General features: G+C 43.1%; 19 protein-coding genes. All 19 read left to right on the forward strand.

What is annotated here, in order from left to right; translation table 11 throughout:
• The first annotated feature begins 6 nt into the window (after nt 1-6).
• The 19 genes from ffh (at nt 7) to hslV (ending at nt 17,290) form a co-directional block, all read left to right on the forward strand.
• Complete coding sequence (ffh, locus tag BQ5796_RS06065; protein ID WP_071459418.1) at nt 7-1,356, forward strand: signal recognition particle protein; 1,350 nt, start codon at nt 7-9, stop codon at nt 1,354-1,356.
• Between the two features lie 132 nt (nt 1,357-1,488).
• Nucleotides 1,489-1,761, forward strand: a complete 273-nt coding sequence (gene rpsP, locus BQ5796_RS06070) for a 30S ribosomal protein S16 (RefSeq protein ID WP_071459419.1) — start codon at nt 1,489-1,491, stop codon at nt 1,759-1,761.
• Nucleotides 1,762-1,772: 11 nt separating this feature from the next.
• The gene (locus tag BQ5796_RS06075) at nt 1,773-2,003 is read left to right on the forward strand and encodes a KH domain-containing protein (protein ID WP_071459420.1); all 231 of its coding nucleotides are present in this window, start codon (nt 1,773-1,775) and stop codon (nt 2,001-2,003) included.
• 131 nt (nt 2,004-2,134) lie between these two features.
• Entirely contained in the window at nt 2,135-2,527 is a 393-nt protein-coding gene (locus BQ5796_RS06080; protein WP_071459421.1) for a YlqD family protein, read from the forward strand.
• A gap of 5 nt (nt 2,528-2,532) precedes the next feature.
• On the forward strand, nt 2,533-3,051 hold the full coding sequence (gene rimM / locus BQ5796_RS06085; RefSeq protein ID WP_071459422.1) for a ribosome maturation factor RimM: 519 nt from the start codon (nt 2,533-2,535) through the stop codon (nt 3,049-3,051).
• A complete protein-coding gene (trmD, locus tag BQ5796_RS06090; protein WP_071461173.1) occupies nt 3,051-3,785 on the forward strand; it encodes a tRNA (guanosine(37)-N1)-methyltransferase TrmD in 735 nt (244 codons plus the stop codon). Before rimM ends, trmD begins: the two co-directional genes overlap by 1 nt.
• 130 nt (nt 3,786-3,915) lie before the next feature.
• Nucleotides 3,916-4,260: a 50S ribosomal protein L19 gene (gene rplS / locus BQ5796_RS06095; RefSeq protein WP_071459423.1), complete on the forward strand. Its 345-nt coding sequence runs from the start codon at nt 3,916-3,918 to the stop codon at nt 4,258-4,260.
• A gap of 159 nt (nt 4,261-4,419) precedes the next feature.
• A complete protein-coding gene (lepB, locus tag BQ5796_RS06100; protein ID WP_071459424.1) occupies nt 4,420-4,974 on the forward strand; it encodes a signal peptidase I in 555 nt (184 codons plus the stop codon).
• Nucleotides 4,975-5,046: 72 nt separating this feature from the next.
• A complete protein-coding gene (gene ylqF / locus BQ5796_RS06105) occupies nt 5,047-5,910 on the forward strand; it encodes a ribosome biogenesis GTPase YlqF (RefSeq protein WP_071459425.1) in 864 nt (287 codons plus the stop codon).
• 90 nt (nt 5,911-6,000) lie between these two features.
• On the forward strand, nt 6,001-6,771 hold the full coding sequence (locus BQ5796_RS06110) for a ribonuclease HII (protein ID WP_071459426.1): 771 nt from the start codon (nt 6,001-6,003) through the stop codon (nt 6,769-6,771).
• Nucleotides 6,772-6,788: 17 nt separating this feature from the next.
• A complete protein-coding gene (locus BQ5796_RS06115) occupies nt 6,789-8,417 on the forward strand; it encodes a hypothetical protein (protein ID WP_071459427.1) in 1,629 nt (542 codons plus the stop codon).
• Between the two features lie 26 nt (nt 8,418-8,443).
• The gene (locus tag BQ5796_RS06120; protein WP_234969313.1) at nt 8,444-8,746 is read left to right on the forward strand and encodes an EscU/YscU/HrcU family type III secretion system export apparatus switch protein; all 303 of its coding nucleotides are present in this window, start codon (nt 8,444-8,446) and stop codon (nt 8,744-8,746) included.
• Between the two features lie 175 nt (nt 8,747-8,921).
• The gene (gene sucC, locus BQ5796_RS06125; protein ID WP_071459429.1) at nt 8,922-10,082 is read left to right on the forward strand and encodes an ADP-forming succinate--CoA ligase subunit beta; all 1,161 of its coding nucleotides are present in this window, start codon (nt 8,922-8,924) and stop codon (nt 10,080-10,082) included.
• A gap of 56 nt (nt 10,083-10,138) precedes the next feature.
• The gene (gene sucD, locus BQ5796_RS06130; protein WP_071459430.1) at nt 10,139-11,041 is read left to right on the forward strand and encodes a succinate--CoA ligase subunit alpha; all 903 of its coding nucleotides are present in this window, start codon (nt 10,139-10,141) and stop codon (nt 11,039-11,041) included.
• A gap of 79 nt (nt 11,042-11,120) precedes the next feature.
• A complete protein-coding gene (gene dprA / locus BQ5796_RS06135) occupies nt 11,121-11,933 on the forward strand; it encodes a DNA-processing protein DprA (protein ID WP_071459431.1) in 813 nt (270 codons plus the stop codon).
• A gap of 299 nt (nt 11,934-12,232) precedes the next feature.
• On the forward strand, nt 12,233-14,308 hold the full coding sequence (topA, locus tag BQ5796_RS06140) for a type I DNA topoisomerase (RefSeq protein WP_071459432.1): 2,076 nt from the start codon (nt 12,233-12,235) through the stop codon (nt 14,306-14,308).
• A 144-nt stretch (nt 14,309-14,452) separates the two neighbouring features.
• Nucleotides 14,453-15,760 (forward strand): FADH(2)-oxidizing methylenetetrahydrofolate--tRNA-(uracil(54)-C(5))-methyltransferase TrmFO, encoded by a 1,308-nt coding sequence (trmFO, locus tag BQ5796_RS06145; RefSeq protein WP_071459433.1) that lies wholly within the window; start codon nt 14,453-14,455, stop codon nt 15,758-15,760.
• A 61-nt stretch (nt 15,761-15,821) separates the two neighbouring features.
• On the forward strand, nt 15,822-16,724 hold the full coding sequence (gene xerC, locus BQ5796_RS06150; protein ID WP_097677981.1) for a tyrosine recombinase XerC: 903 nt from the start codon (nt 15,822-15,824) through the stop codon (nt 16,722-16,724).
• A 23-nt stretch (nt 16,725-16,747) separates the two neighbouring features.
• The gene (gene hslV, locus BQ5796_RS06155) at nt 16,748-17,290 is read left to right on the forward strand and encodes an ATP-dependent protease subunit HslV (RefSeq protein ID WP_071459435.1); all 543 of its coding nucleotides are present in this window, start codon (nt 16,748-16,750) and stop codon (nt 17,288-17,290) included.
• The last annotated feature ends 8 nt before the right edge of the window (nt 17,291-17,298 follow it).

The raw sequence follows: 17,298 nt of genomic DNA on the forward strand, positions 1-17,298 counted from the left end.
GCAAATATGGCATTCGAAGGATTGGCCGACCGACTGCAAAGCACCATGCAAAAAATCCGCGGGAAGGGCAAGGTTTCCGAAGCGGATGTGAAAGAAATGATGCGTGAAGTCCGTCTGGCCCTGCTTGAGGCAGACGTCAATTTTAAAGTGGTGAAAGAATTTGTCAAGAAGGTAAGTGAGCGTGCAGTTGGACAGGAAGTGATGAAAAGTCTGACTCCTGGTCAACAAGTCATCAAAGTGGTTAAGGAAGAACTAACCGAACTGATGGGCGGGGAACAAAGCAGGATTGCTGTTTCTAATAGACCACCGACAGTCATTATGATGGTTGGGCTTCAAGGTGCGGGTAAAACAACAACTACTGGCAAGCTTGCCAATCTCCTTCGCAAGAAGTACAACCGAAAGCCACTGTTAGTAGCTGGAGATATTTACAGGCCAGCTGCTATCAAACAGCTGGAAACGTTGGGCAAACAGCTGAGCATGCCTGTCTTTTCTCTCGGTGACAAAATCAGCCCTGTGGAGATTGCGAGACAGGCCTTGGAAAAAGCGAAAGAAGACCACCACGATTATGTTCTCATTGATACTGCCGGAAGGCTTCATGTTGATGAAAAGCTGATGGATGAGCTAAAAGACATTAAAGAATTGGCAAAGCCAGACGAAATTTTTCTAGTGGTGGATGCCATGACTGGGCAAGATGCCGTCAATGTTGCTCAAAGCTTTAATGAACAGCTTGGCGTTACGGGCGTAGTCCTTACAAAACTTGATGGAGACACTCGTGGGGGGGCGGCGCTCTCTATTCGTTCCGTGACAAATACCCCAATTAAATTTGTCGGTTTAGGCGAGAAGCTGGATGCTCTTGAGGCGTTCCACCCAGAAAGGATGGCGTCAAGAATCCTTGGAATGGGAGATGTCATGACGCTGATTGAAAAAGCGCAGGCGAACGTGGATGAAGAGAAGGCGAAAGAGCTCGAAAAGAAAATGAGAACAGCAAGCTTTACTCTTGACGACTTCCTTGACCAGCTAGGACAAGTGCGGCAAATGGGTCCGCTAGACGAACTTTTGAAAATGATGCCTGGTGCGAACAAGATTAAAGGGATGAACAACCTGCAAATCGATGAAAAGCAAATCTCGCATGTTGAGGCAATCATTCAGTCAATGACAAGCGATGAAAAAACCCACCCGGAAATCATTAACGCAAACAGACGGAAGCGGATTGCCAAAGGGAGCGGTACAAGCATCCAAGAAGTCAACAGACTTTTAAAGCAGTTTGAGGACATGAAAAAAATGATGAAGCAAATGACTGGATTCCAGCAAAAAGGGAAGAAAAAAGGATTTAAGCTTCCATTCAACCCTTTTTAAGGTGATTTAACTCGTTCATTCTGTCCCGGAAGTAATATTTTTTTAACGTGTAAAGAAAAAAACCTTTACAACCTAAAGCAGATTTGTTATTATTCTATCTTGTGTGAAACTATTCGGAGGTGCTTATTTAAAATGGCAGTAAAAATTCGTTTAAAACGTATGGGAGCAAAAAAATCTCCTTTCTATCGTATTGTAGTAGCTGATTCCCGTTCACCACGTGACGGACGCTTCATCGAGACAGTTGGAACTTACAACCCTGTTGCTAATCCAGCAATTGTTGAAATCAACGAAGAGCGTGCTCTTGAGTGGATGCAGAACGGTGCGAAACCATCTGACACAGTCCGCAACTTGTTCTCAAACGAAGGCATCATGGAAAAATTCCATAATGCTAAACATAGTAAGTAATAGTGAATAGTATGAAGGAATTAATTGAGACGATCGTGAAGCCTCTCGTCGAATTTCCAGAGGACGTTAGAGTGAGCTCCCAAGAGGAGGATCACCGTATCATCTATCAACTTTCCGTCAATAAGAGTGATATGGGAAAAGTCATCGGAAAACAGGGGCGCGTGGCAAAGGCAATCAGAACCGTTGTATACGCAGCAGGATCATCACAGGCTAAAAAAATATTCCTTGAAATAGTTGAATAAGTTCCAGGGGGCTTTCTCCTGAACAGAAAAAATGGAGGGGAAACCCTCCGTTTTTTCTATTTAATGACATCTTCCTTTATAATGAATATGGAATGGAATCAAGAGTTTGGCATGGATGGGGAGGAATGAACGTGAAAGTGCTTCAAACGGTCATTGTGAAACAGGTCCTGACAGAGAATAGCAGGAACAAACTGCTTGATCAATACGTTGGGCGGAAGCGGCAGCTAAAGAAGGAGTGCGAACAGTTGAAGTTTGAAAGCAAACGCCTTGAAAAGACGAGGAAATTCCCGCCGGAAAGCCTTAAAAGGCATTTTGACCATGAGATTCGAATCCATATGGAAAAAATAAAACTGCTGGAGTTCCAAATCGAACAGCTCCATATTCTCTCGATAGGAAGTGAGCTAAAAGAAGCCGAACTCCAGGGAATTGTGGAAGTCAATGAAGGGGACAATTGGGATGAGTTTTTGGCAGGTAAAACAGTTGTGGTGAAAGACGGCATCGTAACCGAAATACGCGAGAGGTGATAGTGATGGAAAAATGGCTGAATATCGGGAAGATTGTTAATACTCACGGGATCAAAGGGGAAGTTAGAGTGATTTCCAGGACGGACTTTCCTGAAGAAAGGTATCGGAGTGGAAATAAACTTTACTTATTCCTGCCTAGCGAAAAAAAACCAATGGAACTGATTGTAACGAATCATAGGAAACATAAAAATTTTGATTTGCTGTTATTTGAAGGTTATGGAAATGTAAATGATGTTGAGAAGTTTCGAGATGGCATACTGAAGGTTCCTTCGAGTGATAGGGGGACACTTAAAGAAGGTGAATACTACTTTCAAGACATCATTGGCTGTACGGTTTCCACTCTTGAGGGTGCAACGCTCGGGAAGGTTTCGGAAATACTGACACCTGGAGCAAATGACGTTTGGGTTGTGAAGGGAAATGGCGGGAAGGATATACTGATTCCCTATATTGAAGATGTTGTAAGGAAAGTAGACGTAAAAACCAAGGAAATTTTCATCGAGCCGATGGAGGGACTTCTTCCGTGATGAAGATAAATGTGCTGTCCATTTTTCCGGAAATGTTTGAAGGCGTTCTTGGACACTCGATCTTAAACAAAGCGAGAGAAAAAGGCGCTGTGGAATACAGTCTTGTTAACTTTAGAGAATATGCCGATAACCGGCATAAAACAGTCGATGACTATCCATACGGCGGAGGAGCGGGCATGGTATTGAAGCCACAGCCGATTTTTGATGCTGTTGATGACTTGGTAAAGAATGCTGAGGGAAAGAAACCGCGCGTTATTCTCATGTGTCCCCAGGGGGAGCGCTATACGCAGCGAAAGGCAGAAGAACTAGCGCAGGAAAATCATTTAATTTTCATCTGCGGTCATTATGAAGGATATGATGAAAGAATTCGGGAACATCTTGTGACAGATGAAATATCCATCGGTGATTACGTTTTAACAGGTGGAGAGCTAGGTGCGATGGTCGTAATCGATAGTGTTGTTCGCCTTTTGCCTGGTGTCCTAGGCAAAGAAGAATCCCATATTCAGGATTCGTTCAGCACAGGATTGTTAGAGCACCCTCATTACACTCGGCCAGCGGATTTCAGGGGAATGAAAGTGCCGGATGTTCTCGTTTCCGGAAACCACAAACATATTGACGAATGGCGGATGAGGGAATCACTTAGAAGGACATTTGAACGCAGGCCAGACTTGTTAGAAACATTTCAACTGCCGGAAATGCAAAAAAAATGGCTGGAAGAGTTTAAAAAACAATGATGAAGCTGTTGCAGGAAGCCTTTCTTTGTGGTATGATATTTTTTGTGGCTCGGCCTTGATGCTAGAGCTTTATAACGATGTTCCGCTGCACCAAGTGATGCAAGAGCATCCGTAGGAGGAGTTGAAAACGATGCAACAATTGATTGAAGAAATCACAAAAGACCAGCTTCGAGCAGATTTGCCATCGTTCCGCCCTGGTGATACTGTACGTGTACACGTAAAAGTTATCGAGGGAACACGCGAACGTATCCAGATCTTCGAAGGTGTTGTCATCAAACGCCGTGGCGGCGGAATCAGCGAAACATTCACAGTCCGTAAGATTTCTTATGGTGTGGGTGTTGAACGTACATTCCCTGTTCACACACCAAAAATTGCGAAACTTGAAGTACTTCGCCGTGGTAAAGTACGTCGTGCGAAGCTTTACTACCTACGCAGCTTGCGTGGTAAAAAAGCACGTATCAAAGAAATTCGCTAAGAAAAATGATCAAAAAAGGAGCTGCTTGTTCAAGCAAGCTCCTTTTTCTTAGGAAAAAAGAACGATGCAAGCCAATTAACCGCTCTAGGGGTTTAACTGGCGAAAAATCTGTTAATAAATCAATGTGTTATACTTAATTCCTAGATTGGTGGGGAGAGAATGGCGAAAAACAAAAGTGAATTGTGGGAATGGATAAAGGCGCTATTAATAGCAGTTGTACTTGCAGCTGTTATAAGGTATTTTCTTTTTGCGCCCATAGTAGTTGATGGCCTTTCCATGATGCCGACACTTCATGACCAAGACCGAATGATTGTCAACAAACTTAGCTATAAAATTGGTGAACCCGAAAGGTTCGATATTATCGTCTTTCATGCACCCGAAAACAAAGATTACATAAAGAGAGTGATTGGTTTGCCCGGCGATACTGTAGAGTATAAAGATGATACACTATATATTAATGGGAAAGCATACGAAGAACCTTATTTGGAAAAGTATAAGAAAGAAGCACTAGACGGTCCATTAACTGATCCATTTACATTAGAGGAGAAAATTGGCAGAAAAACGGTGCCGGAGGGACACCTTTTTGTGATGGGGGATAATCGCCGCTTCAGTAAGGATAGCAGGCATATTGGAACAGTTCCAATGAAGAAAGTGCTTGGGAAGACGAGCATAATTTATTGGCCGATAAGTGATATTCGGTCTGTCAATCAGTGATGGCGCTTAGCTGACTCCTATTTTCATAAGGGGAAAGCAGGCGCTTGATATTTTTTAGGACGGTGAGTATACATGACAATACAATGGTTTCCTGGACATATGGCAAAAGCAAGAAGGGAAGTAACAGAGAAGCTTAAGCTTGTTGATATTATTTTTGAATTGGTAGATGCAAGAATTCCTCAATCTTCCAGGAATCCGATGATTGATGAAATCATCCAGCATAAACCGAGGATCGTACTGCTTAATAAAGCTGACATGGCTGATAGGGATGTAACAGCCCAATGGATCAAGTATTTTAATGATCAAGGCATTACCGCCTTAGCAATCAATTCTCAGGCTGGGACAGGCTTAAAACAAATTGTGACGGAAGCAAAAAAGCTTTTGGCTGAAAAATTTGACCGGCTCAGGTCAAAAGGTGTCAAGGCGAGGGCTATTAGAGCAATGATCGTTGGTATTCCAAATGCCGGGAAGTCTACGCTGATTAATCGGCTAGCTGGAAAGAATTTGGCTAAGACAGGGAATATGCCTGGTGTTACGAAGGCACAACAGTGGATAAAAGTGGGCAAAGAACTCGAGTTATTAGATACGCCGGGTATTCTTTGGCCGAAATTTGAAGACCAAGAGGTTGGTTTAAAGCTTGCTGTCACTGGTGCCATCAAGGACGCAATCCTTAATTTGCAGGATGTAGCAGTGTATGCGATAAGATTCCTAGATGAACACTATCCTGGCCGTCTTGAAGACCGCTATGAAGTTGATCTCATATCGGAAGAAATTGCTGAAGTTTTTGATGCTATTGGCGGGTCCAGAGGCGCGAAGATGTCAGGTGGAGAGACAGATTATGATAAAGTGGCTGAACTTGTAATTAGAGATTTAAGAGGCGAAAAGCTAGGTGCTGTTTCCTTTGAGAGACCACTTAATAAGAACAGTGCAGAATAATTCTTTGGGCCCGTATAACGGGCCTTTATTATGATGATAAAACTGCCGATACATATAAAAAGCGATGTGTATGGAGAGGAATAAGGCAAAATGAAATTGACGATCGAAGAGATTGGAAAGCGTCTTGCGGGGAATTCAGACCCTGACTCGGAATTTATCAGGGAAATTAGCCAAGATGAACGGGCAGGTGTCCAACGTGTGCTGAAAAAATGGATGAAGCTCCGGGAGCTTGAAAAACATCAAAATGAAAAGTTTCTCGAAATGTCTCAATTCGAATTAGATTTAAGGAATAAAGGTTATAGGAACATTGCGGGAATCGATGAAGCTGGTAGAGGTCCTCTAGCAGGTCCTGTTGTGGCTGCAGCCGTAATCTTACCGGAACAGTTCTTTCTGCCAGGCATTGATGATTCGAAGAAATTGACCAAGGTAAAGCGGGAATCATTTTGTAAGATAATCAAGGAGAAAGCTGTAGCGTGGGGAGTCGGAATTGTGAGCCCTGCAGAAATAGACTGCATCAACATTTTGAATGCGGCTAAGAAAGCTATGGTCCAAGCTGTAGGTAATCTTGAAGTTGTTCCAGACTTTCTGTTAATCGATGCGGTGCAGATTGCTACACCATACCCTTATGAAGCATTGATCAAAGGGGATGCAAGAAGTGTTTCCATTGCTGCTGCATCTATTATCGCAAAGGTAACACGGGACAATCTGATGGAGGAGCTTGATGCTCTGCATCCAAAGTATGGTTTTGCTAAAAATCAAGGCTATGGAACGCAAGAACATATTGATGCTATCAAAAAGTACGGGATTACATCATTTCATCGAAAAAGCTTTGAACCAGTAAAATCATTAGTGGCAGACTAATTTAGGGGGATAAAGAGATGGAGATTCAGTTTGGAATAGGTTCCTTCCTTGGCAGTCAAAATCAGTGCAATAAAGCGCCTAGTCTCCATTCAGGTCAGATGGTCTATGCAAAAATAGCAAAGCTTTTTCCCGGGCAAAAGGCTCTTGTTATGATTGGGGGCCAAACGATCATAGCGAGGGTGGAAGCGCAGCTTTCTGCAGGGCAAGATTATTGGTTTAAGGTAGACCGGAGCAATGGAGAAATTCGTTTAAGAATTGTTAGCGGCAATAATACGATTCTGAGCAGCCTGCCCTCTGAAATGCTCTCAGAGCTATCCTTGCCGGCGGGAAAAGGAAGTGAGGAACTCATTCGGTGTTTCCTTCGTAATAAACTACCAATATCAAGTGAAACTGTTATTTTTGGTAAAGAAATGGTGATAAACGGAAAATTTGGAACTACCGATGACGTTCTGAAAACGATGAAATGTCTATTGGATCGTGCGCTTCCCCTTAAGCAAGAGGTCTTTTCTGCGGTCCATCAAGCCATGAAGGGCAAAAACCTCATAGAACTGTTACAGGAACTAAGAGAGGCTGTCAGAGGATCAGCGTATGAGCCGAGGGTTGGCCAAATAAATGATAGATTGATCAACCATCCTCCATATAAAGGGGATCAGGTTTATCGGAGAAATCCAATAGGTGCTAGCTTGATAAAGGCAATATCAGGACAAGAAGCGCCTTTATTTCCCATAGATTCAGAACGTTTTTCCTTGATGGGCAGGATACGCAGTGAACTAATGGCAGGCCGGTTAGAAGACGTGCTTCAAATTTTGCAAGAGAATCATCATAAAGGCAATAAACCAATTTACCTTGAAAAACAAGATTTGCAACTTTGGCAAACGAGGATTACTGATAGTGACTCTCTCCGTTTTAATAATATTGAAGCTAGGCATTCGTTAATAGCAGAAAACGACAATATTGCTTTAATCAATGAGGAAGCGGAGTATATACAAGAGGCTGCGAAAGTTCCGTTGGAAAACCTCCATGCAGGGGAATTAGCATCGAAGATAAAAGGGGTCTTGGCAACTATAGGCTATTTGCACAAACATACATTACCTGAAATAGCCGGGGCAGAATCCAGGATGGCACAAACAAACTTGAAAACGGAACTGTTCCAACTTCTTTCAAGCAACCCTCCGCAAGGAATAAAGGAGTCAGCCGAAGCTTGTTACGAAAAGATAGTTGGTTTGCAGCTCCTAAGTGAGGATGGTCCAATCCAACAAATGTGCTTTCAGCTGCCGTTTCCTTTGCCAGGAAACCATAGTGGTGTCACGATGCAGTGGAGCGGGAAAAAAAGAGAGGATGGTTCCATTGATCCTGGCTATTGCAGTGTCTCATTTTATTTAAGGCTCGAACATTTGGGTGACACGATGATAGATATGCAGGTGCAGAACCATATAGTCGGACTGACGGTATACAACGAAAGAGACTTAGGGGATGCAGCGATCCCTTATATAAAATTATTGAAAAATGCACTATCGCAAAATCATTATAAATTATCTTCTGTAAAATTTAGAACTACGAGCAGTGATGCTGTAAACGGGGAGCGAATGAATACCGAACATCTTATGCACAAAGAAAAGTATAGTGGGGTGGATTTGAAAATATGAAGGAAAAAGGGTGCAAAGAGGACATAATGGCCGCTGTGGCTCTAGGTTATACGCCTGGAACTGAGGATGCTCCAAAAATCTTGGCATCCGGAAAGGCGCTTGTAGCTGATAATATCATTGAGACAGCCAAAAAAAACCATATTCCTATTAAAAAAGATAGCAGTCTAGTAGAGCTTTTGAGCCAACTCAATATCAATGAAAATATACCGGAAGAACTTTATGAGGCTGTTGCAGAGGTATTCGCCTTTATATATAGGTTGGATAGAAGGGCTGGCAATGAGAAAACGGTATATCAGAATAACGGAAATCCTCCGTTTCATCATACTTGAATATTGAAAAAGCCTCAACAATTAAATCTTATTGGTAGACAATGATTATATCATTATATACAATGAAAGCGCAGTCTATTTTAAATATTGAATCGAGAGAGCTGTCGGTTGCAAAATAGCGAAAGCATTTCAAGCTTTTAAGCAGCGGCGCTTTTCTATGACAGGAGGATGGGACATGAATATCCATGAGTATCAGGGAAAAGAGATCCTCAGAAGATATGGGGTAACTGTACCAAATGGAAAAGTCGCTTTTTCCGTGGAAGAAGCGGTAGAAGCAGCAAAAGAACTTGGCACCCAAGTGTGTGTCGTCAAAGCACAAATCCATGCTGGGGGTAGGGGAAAAGCAGGCGGTGTTAAAGTCGCCAAGAATCTTGAAGAAGTACGTACATATGCAAGTGAAATCCTTGGCAAAACGCTTGTCACTCATCAGACAGGACCTGACGGCCAGGAGGTCAAACGCCTGCTGATAGAAGAAGGCTGTGACATCAAGAAAGAATACTACGTAGGATTAGTCCTCGATCGCGCAACTTCAAGGGTCGTCCTGATGGCTTCTGAAGAAGGCGGTACGGAAATTGAAGAAGTGGCAGAAAAAACACCGGAGAAAATCTTTAAAGAAGAAATCGATCCGGTTATCGGCCTTTCTCCATTCCAGGCTCGCAGAATCGCTTTTAATATCAATATTCCAAAAGAACTGGTAAATCAGGCTGTTAAATTTATGATGGGCCTATACCGTGCATATATGGAAAAAGACTGTTCAATCGCGGAAATCAACCCGCTTGTTGTTACTGGAGACGGCAAGGTGATGGCACTTGATGCGAAATTGAACTTTGATGATAATGCGCTATTCCGTCAGAAAGATATCCTAGAATACAGGGATCTGGAGGAAGAGGATCCAAAAGAAGTGGAAGCATCTAAATACGATTTAAGCTATATCTCCCTTGATGGAAATATCGGTTGCATGGTGAACGGTGCCGGTCTTGCGATGGCGACGATGGATATCGTTAAGCATTATGGCGGAGATCCTGCAAACTTCCTTGATGTTGGGGGCGGTGCTACTGCAGAAAAAGTAACCGAAGCTTTCAAAATTATTTTATCCGATTCGAACGTGAAAGGAATCTTTGTCAATATCTTTGGCGGAATCATGAAATGCGATGTTATCGCGACAGGTGTCGTCGAAGCTGCCAAGCAAATTGGCCTAGAAGTTCCGCTCGTAGTACGACTTGAAGGTACAAATGTCGAAATCGGCAAGAAAATTTTGAACGAATCCGGCCTTAATATCATTGCAGCCGAATCCATGGCGGACGGCGCCCAAAAAATCGTCTCGCTGGTAAAATAAGTAATAAAATGCAGGCATATATAGTCCTGCGCCCAGCCAAGGAAGGAGAATAGAACGTGAGCGTATTTATCAATAAGGATACAAAAGTTATTGTCCAGGGTATTACTGGATCTACAGCCCTGTTCCATACAAAACAAATGCTTGAATACGGTACGAAGATAGTTGCAGGTACAACCCCTGGAAAAGGCGGGCAGGAAGTGGAAGGCGTTCCTGTTTTCAATACCGTCAAAGAAGCAGTAGAAGCAACTGGTGCCACTGCATCGGTCATTTATGTTCCTGCGCCGTTTGCAGCAGATGCAATCATTGAGGCCGTCGATGCGGAGCTTGACCTCGCCATCTGTATCACAGAGCACATTCCGGTCCTTGACATGGTGAAAGTGAAACGGTACATGGAAGGCAAGAAGACACGCCTTGTAGGTCCTAACTGCCCAGGCGTTATCACTCCAGAAGAGTGCAAAATTGGTATCATGCCTGGCTACATCCATACAAAAGGGCATGTTGGTGTAGTTTCCCGTTCTGGAACTTTGACTTACGAAGCGGTACATCAATTAACCCAAGCTGGAATCGGACAGACAACCGCAGTAGGAATCGGCGGAGACCCTGTTAACGGTACAAACTTCATCGACGTTCTCAAAGCTTTTAACGAAGACCCTGAAACTTATGCTGTCATCATGATCGGCGAAATCGGCGGAACAGCAGAAGAAGAAGCTGCAGAATGGGTTAAAGCAAATATGACAAAACCTGTTGTAGGCTTTATCGGCGGACGCACTGCACCTCCAGGAAAGCGTATGGGCCATGCTGGTGCCATCATTTCAGGAGGTAAAGGAACAGCAGACGAAAAAATCCGTGTCATGAATGAATGTGGAATCAAAGTTGCTGACACTCCATCCGTAATGGGTGAAACTCTGATTGAAGTATTAAAAGAAAAAGGGCTTTACGACAAGTGTAAAACCCACTAATTTCTTATTTGGAACAGTCCCTCTTTTGAGGGACTGTTTGGCTTGGTTTTATCTATATTGATAATAAGGAGGCCGTCTAGTGCACGATTGGAATAGAAAACTAATTTTGCTGGCACATATAAAAGGAGTAAGCTGGAAAGCAATTTGGCGCACAATGAAGGAAGAAAGTGAATTTCGGCATATAGAAACATTTTCCCCCAATGCTGTCCCCCTAAGCGAAATCCTCGCCAACTATGAAGAAAACCACATCGAAGTAATCACCATCTTTGATAAAAAGTATCCAAAGCAACTGAAAACGATTTATCAACCACCATGGGTGCTCTTCGCAAAAGGCAATCTATCCATGCTTGAAGATACCTTTCTTTTAGGGGTGGTAGGCAGCAGAAATGCAAGCTGCTATGCTAACAAAGCGTTAGCGCGAGTCCTCCCGGGTATTATAGAAGCCAAAGGAAGCATTGTCAGCGGCCTTGCCAGAGGTGTAGATACAATTGCCCATAAAGAGACAATAAGACTGGGTGGAAAGACTATTGCAGTGATCGCAGGCGGTTTTCAGCACATTTATCCTAAGGAAAACAAGGGGTTGGCTGAGTATATGATGCAAAAGCATTTGCTGTTGTCTGAGTATCCTCCAGATACAAGGCCGGAAAAGTGGCATTTTCCGCAGCGAAACAGAATTATCAGCGGCCTCTCAAGAGGAGTATTGGTAGTCGAAGCCGGAAGGAGAAGTGGCTCCCTTATTACCGCCGATTTTGCACTCTCTGAAGGAAGAGAAGTTTTTGCCATTCCGGGTACCATTGATGATGCACGCTCGCTTGGAGCAAACTGGCTTATTCAGCAAGGTGCGAAGCTTGTAGCAAGCCATGACGATATACTGGAAGAAATAAAATTATAGTGATACTTTTTTTCCGTAAATCCCCTAAGTTTTGAGTCGGTTTGAAAGAAATTGTTACAAAATGGTTGAAATTCTTCGGAAACTGTTATACATTTTTGCAACAGGAATAAAAATTTGGAAGTAATCCCGTCTCCAATTACTAGACGATTAATATTAAGGTTAATAACAAGGAAATCAGGCGTAAAAAAGTGATGAGGATTAATCCCTGTAACCGCTTACTTGCATGCCTGGATTGACAACAGGGATTTCTATACTTAATAATAGTGGTAATTTGAATCCCTCTAAGGAGGATAAACGGAATGTCGGAATTTTTAGTCATCGTTGAATCGCCTGCAAAGGCCAAGACGATTGAGCGCTATCTTGGTAAGAAATATAAAGTGAAAGCCTCTATGGGCCATGTCCGCGACTTGCCGAAAAGTCAAATGGGAGTTGATGTGGAAAATCATTTTGAACCTAAGTATATCACCATCAGAGGAAAAGGGCCTGTCTTAAAAGAACTTAAGACAGCCGCAAAAAAAGCAACAAAAGTTTTCCTCGCAGCTGACCCTGATCGTGAAGGGGAAGCAATAGCATGGCACTTGGCGCATAGCCTTGATGTCGATATTCACTCCGACTGCCGTGTCGTTTTTAACGAAATCACGAAGGATGCGATCAAAGAATCCTTCAAATATCCACGACCAATCAATACGGATTTAGTAGATGCCCAGCAAGCACGCAGGGTTCTTGACAGGCTTGTCGGCTACAATATAAGCCCGTTGCTATGGAAAAAGGTAAAGAAGGGTCTAAGTGCAGGAAGAGTGCAATCTGTTGCCTTGCGACTGATTATTGATAGAGAAAATGAAATAAAGGCTTTTGAGCCGGAAGAGTACTGGAGCATTACCGGAGAATTTATGAAAGGGAAAGCTGTCTTCGAAGCAGGTTTCTATGGAATGGATGGAGAAAAGGCGGAGTTAAAGTCAGAGGATGATGTGAAGAATATTCTCCAAAGACTTAATAGCAATGAATTTTTTGTTAAGTCGGTGACGAAGAAGGAACGTAAGCGAAACGCAGCACCTCCGTTCATTACCTCATCGCTGCAGCAGGAGGCTGCCAGGAAGCTGAACTATCGTGCCAAGAAGACAATGATGCTTGCCCAGCAGCTCTATGAAGGGATAGATTTAGGAAAAGAAGGAACAGTCGGTTTAATAACCTATATGAGGACCGACTCTACAAGAATATCTGAAACCGCCCAGACTGAAGCCGAGGGGTATATTGAAAAAGTATACGGTAAAGAATACTTGCCGACAGAAGCAAGGAAGGAAAAGAAAAAGGGAAACTCCCAAGATGCACACGAAGCGATTAGACCGACAGGTATTTTAAGGGAGCCAAACAGTTTAAAGGAGTTTCTTAGCAAAGATCAATTCAGGCTCTATAAGCTTATATGGGAACGTTTCATTGCAAGTCAAATGGCACCAGCGGTTATGGATACAATGAGTGTTGATTTAGAGAACACTGGAGTTATATTCAGGGCAACAGGATCGAAAGTGAAATTTCCCGGCTTTATGAAGGTTTATGTGGAGAGCAGTGATGACCAAGTTGAAGAAAAAGACAGGATGCTGCCAGACCTTCGAGAAGGGGATAAGGTTATTAAGAAAGATTTCAATCCTAAACAGCATTTTACCCAACCGCCTCCGCGTTATACGGAAGCAAGGCTGGTCAGGACCCTGGAAGAACTGGGAATTGGGAGGCCTTCCACTTATGCACCTACCCTTGATACGATCCAGAAGAGAGGTTACGTTGCCCTCGATAATAAGCGGTTTGTCCCGACAGAACTGGGAGAGATTGTCCATATTCTAATGCTAGAATTCTTTCCGGATATCCTCAATGTCGACTTTACCGTGAAAATGGAACAGGACCTTGATGATATTGAAGATGGAAAAGTAGCGTGGGTAAATGTTATCAAAGATTTTTACAAAGATTTTGAGAAGCACTTGGATAAAGCAGAACAGGAAATGGAGCATGTGGAGATTAAGGATGAACCTGCTGGGGAAGACTGTGATCAATGTGGGAACCCAATGGTTTATAAAATGGGCAGGTACGGCAAGTTCATGGCTTGCAGTAATTTCCCTGACTGCCGAAACACAAAGGCAATTGTGAAAGAAATTGGCGTGAAGTGTCCAAAGTGTAAGGAAGGCAACATTATTGAACGAAAGAGCAAAAAACGCCGTATTTTTTACGGCTGTGATACTTATCCTTCATGCGACTTTCTCTCATGGGATAAGCCGATTGCAAGACCATGTCCGAAATGCGAATCGCTTCTTGTGGAGAAAAAGCTTAAAAAAGGGGTGCAAGTCAGCTGTACAGAATGTGATTACAAAGAAGCCCCTCAGTCTTAGAGTGAGCAATTAGCTCACTCTTTTGCATGCAGCGACAAAAGAGGAGTTGAAACTTTTCTCTTTACATAACGTATGTTAAAGTGCAATATAGAAAAGCGAAAGCGCCGTCATGATGGCGCCACGAAAAGTAATGGAGGCACGAAAATGACAGAAACGATGGTAACGGTTGTAGGCGCTGGCCTTGCTGGAAGTGAAGCTGCCTGGCAACTGGCAAATAGAGGTGTAAAGGTAAAACTTTATGAGATGAGGCCAGTAAAACAAACACCGGCACATCACACGGATAAATTTGCTGAGCTGGTCTGCAGCAATTCACTAAGGGCTAACACGCTAACAAATGCAGTTGGTGTATTAAAGGAAGAAATGCGGAAACTTAACTCGGTTATTATTGGAGCAGCAGATGCATGCGCAGTTCCTGCCGGAGGAGCTTTAGCAGTGGACAGGCATGAGTTTGCCGCAAGAGTAACAAGCATGGTAAAAGAGCATCCAAATGTCACTGTTGTTAATGAAGAAATTACGGAAATACCGGAAGGAACTGCTGTCATTGCTACCGGTCCGCTCACAAGTGAAAGACTTGGAAGCAGGCTAAAGGAATTGACTGGGGAGGAGTACCTCTACTTCTATGATGCCGCTGCTCCAATTATTGAGAAAGACAGTATAGATAGGGAGAAGGTTTATCTCAAATCTAGATATGATAAAGGAGAAGCTGCGTATCTTAACTGTCCGATGACGGAGGAAGAATTTGATCGATTTTACGAAGCGTTGCTTGCTGCTGAAACAGTCCCTCTAAAGGAATTTGAAAAAGAGATTTTCTTTGAAGGCTGCATGCCGATAGAAGTTATGGCAGGCAGAGGGAAAAAAACAATGCTTTTTGGCCCCATGAAACCTGTAGGTTTGGAAGATCCAAAAACAGGAAAACGGCCGTATGCGGTGGTGCAGCTGAGACAGGATGATGCAGCAGGAACGCTTTACAATATTGTTGGTTTTCAGACACATCTTAAATGGGGGCCGCAAAAAGAAGTAATCAGGTTGATACCTGGGCTGGAAAATGTAGAAATCGTTCGCTATGGTGTTATGCATCGAAATACTTTCATCAATTCCCCAAAAGTTCTAAAAGCAACATACCAGTTTAAAGATAGAAGTGATTTATTTTTTGCAGGACAGATGACGGGTGTGGAAGGCTATGTGGAGTCTGCTGCAAGCGGGCTGATTGCCGGAATAAATGCTGCTAGGCTTGCATTAGGAAAACACCCTGTGGAATTTCCTTTTGAAACAGCGATGGGAAGTATGGCTAGGTACATTACCACAACCAACGCTAAAAATTTTCAGCCGATGAATGCAAACTTTGGTCTTTTTCCTGATTTGCCGGTTAAGATTAGGGGTAAGCAAGAAAGAAATGAGCAACATGCAACAAGAGCATTAGAAACAATTCAGAACTTTGTGAAAAATTTGTAAATAGTGTTGCGAGAGCTGCTTTAATATGATACTATTTAGTAGCCCTTGTGAGGTGAGCGATTTGAAAGCAGATGTGAACAATTTTTTAACTTTATTTATTGAATATTTACAAATAGAAAAAAACTATTCACAATATACAGTTGAGCATTATCATCATGATATTAGTGACTTTTTTTTGTTCATGTCTGAACAAGCAATTCCCGGGATTGCAGACGTTAGGTTCCAAGACGTCCGGATATACCTGACAAAACTCTACGAAAACCGGCTCTCAAGAAAGTCTGTTGCGAGAAAGGTTTCCTGTTTGCGTACTTTTTATAAGTTTCTTCTCCGGGAGAACTTAGCACAGGAAAACCCTTTTTCGCTTATATCCATCCCCAAATCTGAAAAGAGACTGCCGGGTTTCTTTTATGAAGAAGAGCTGCAATTAGTATTTGAGGCATGCGAAACTGACACGCCACTAGGGATAAGAAACCTTGCCATTCTTGAAATTCTTTATGGTACAGGGATGCGTGTTGGGGAGTGTGTGAATGTCCGAGTAACGGATATTGATTTTCACATGTCAACGGTACTTGTTCACGGCAAGCGAAATAAAGAGCGATATATACCTTTCGGCGAATATGCCCATCAAGCCCTCGAACAATACATAGCAACAGCAAGGTGCGAGCTTCTGAAAGGGAAGCAGGATCATGGCATGCTATTCGTCAACCATAGGGGTGGGCCGCTGACGGACAGGGGCGTACGTGAAGTTTTAAACAAGCTTATGGAAAAGTCGGCAATTAACGGAAAAATCCACCCACATAAGCTTAGGCACAGCTTTGCAACCCATCTGCTTAACAATGGAGCGGATATGAGGACCGTTCAGGAACTACTTGGACATTCCTTTTTATCTTCGACTCAAGTTTATACGCATGTGACCAATGAACATTTGCGGAACACTTATCGATCCCATCATCCCAGGGCTTAGTCTCCAAAGGAGGTAATTTCTCAATGTCGCAATTTCACGCAACGACGATATTTGCTGTACGCCATAATGGTGAATATGCAATGGCGGGTGATGGCCAAGTCACATTTGGCAATGCCGTAGTGATGAAACATACTGCTCGGAAGGTTAGAAAGCTGTTTAATGGAAAAGTTATCGCAGGATTTGCCGGTTCGGTCGCAGATGCCTTTACCTTATTTGAGATGTTTGAAGGGAAGCTTGAGGAATATAACGGCAACCTTCAAAGGGCAGCAGTGGAGCTTGCCAAACAATGGCGAAGCGACAAAATGTTAAGGCAGCTTGAAGCCATGCTCATTGTAATGGATAAGGAAGATATGCTTCTTGTTTCCGGTACAGGTGAAGTCATTGAACCAGACGACGGTATCCTGTCGATTGGCTCAGGAGGCAATTATGCTCTATCTGCCGGACGGGCTTTGAAGGAATTTTCGGGGAACAACCTTTCTGCAAGGGAAATAGCAGGTGCTGCGTTGAAAATAGCAGCGGATATTTGCGTTTATACCAACTCAAACATCATTGTGGAAGAACTTTAACTTTAAAT

This window comes from Bacillus massilinigeriensis, assembly GCF_900111815.1.
GTDB lineage: Bacteria > Bacillota > Bacilli > Bacillales > Cytobacillaceae > Mesobacillus_C > Mesobacillus_C mediterraneensis.